This window comes from Streptomyces niveiscabiei, assembly GCF_001419795.1.
Classification (GTDB): Bacteria; Actinomycetota; Actinomycetes; order Streptomycetales; family Streptomycetaceae; genus Streptomyces; species Streptomyces niveiscabiei.
This window is the reverse complement of record NZ_LIRL01001279.1, coordinates 1-1,493: the sequence shown is the minus strand read 5'-3', so window position 1 is coordinate 1,493 and position 1,493 is coordinate 1. Positions and strand designations below refer to the sequence as shown.

At 71.1% G+C, this 1,493-nt stretch carries 1 protein-coding gene; it reads right to left on the bottom strand.

The genetic code is table 11. The features are described 5' to 3' along the window. Window positions 1-1,493, bottom strand: a 1,493-nt coding sequence (locus tag AOK24_RS43090; RefSeq protein ID WP_055725291.1) for a beta-galactosidase, incomplete at both ends; no start/stop codon positions are given.

The window sequence follows — 1,493 nt, the reverse complement described above, 5'->3', positions numbered from 1 at the left end:
GCGGGCGAGGAGGGCGCGCAGGGCGGGCGGTTCGGGGAGGGTGGAGACGTACCAGGCGCGGTCGCGGTGCAGGATCGCCGGGAGGCCGTCCAACTCGCCGCCCTTGTACGGGATGTGGTCGGTGCCGGGCTCGGGTTCCAGCTCCTCCGACCAGAGGGTTCCCCGGAAGCCCTCGCACTCGGCGGTCTCGTCCGCGTCGAGGGGCCACCACTCGTGCAGGGTGCGGATGCCGAACAGTTCACGCAGGCGCGCGTCCATTCCGCCGGGGCGGATGCGGTCGTCCTCGTCCGCGGCTCCGGTGAAGAAGCCGCAGACGAGGGTGCCGCCGCCGCGAACGTACGCGAGGAGGTTGTCGATCGCGGCGTCGGTGAGGAGGTAGAGGTGGGGCGCCACCACCAGCTTGTAGGCGGACAGGTCGTGTTCGGGGTGGGCGAAGTCGGTGGTCAGGTTCTCTTCCCACAGGGCTCGGTGCCAGGCGCGCAGGATCTCGGGGAGGTCGACGCGGGCGGAGGGGTGGGCGTCCTGGGCTCCGGCCCACCAGGAGTTCCAGTCGTGCAGGACGGCCACGTCGGATTTCTGAGGTGCCGTCAAGTGCGGTGCTATGGCCGGGAGTTCGGCGCCGAGCTGCTTGACCTCGGCGAACGTACGGCCCTGCTCCCCCGCGTGGCTGACCATCCCGGAGTGGAACTTCTCGGCGCCTTGGCTGGACTGGCGCCACTGGAAGTAGCAGACCGCGTCGGCGCCTCGGGCCACCGACTGGAGGGACCAGAGGCGGTTCAGGCCGCGGGGCTTGGGGTGGTTCACGCCGCGCCAGTTGACCGGGCCCGCCGCCTGCTCCATCAGCATCCAGGGGCCGTTGGCCTGGGAGCGGGTCAAGTCCTGGACCAGGGCGGCCTGTTGGGCGCCGAGGGGGTCGCGCGGGTCCGGGTAGAGGTCGACCGAGACGACGTCCTCCTCCTGCGACCACCGCCACGCGTCCTGGCCGATCCACAGGGGCATGAAGTTCGTCGTCACCGGGATGTGCGGGGTGTGCCGGGCGACGATGTCCCGTTCGGCGAGGTAGCACTCCAGGAGGGCGTCCGAGGTGAAGCGCCTGAAGTCCAGCACCTGGGCGGGGTTCTTGAGGTAGTGCGGGGTGCGCGGCGGGAGGATGCCGTCCCAGGTGTCGTAGCCCTGGCTCCAGAACGCCGTTCCCCAGGCGGAGTTGAGGGCGTCGAGGGTGCCGTAGCGGTCGCGGAGCCAGCGCCTGAAGGCGGCGGCTGCCTCGTCGCCGTAGTCGAACGTGCAGTACTCGTTGTTGATGTGCCACATCGTCAGCGCCGGGTGGGCCGCGTAGCGGGCGGCCAGGTCCTCGGTGATCGCCGCCGCGTAGTGGCGGTAGGTGGCACTGGAGTGGGAGAAGTGCTGGCGTCCGCCCCACCATTCGGTGCGGCCGTCCTCCGTGACGGGGAGGGTGTCGGGGTGGAGGCGGCCGAGCCAGGGCGGGGGTGAGG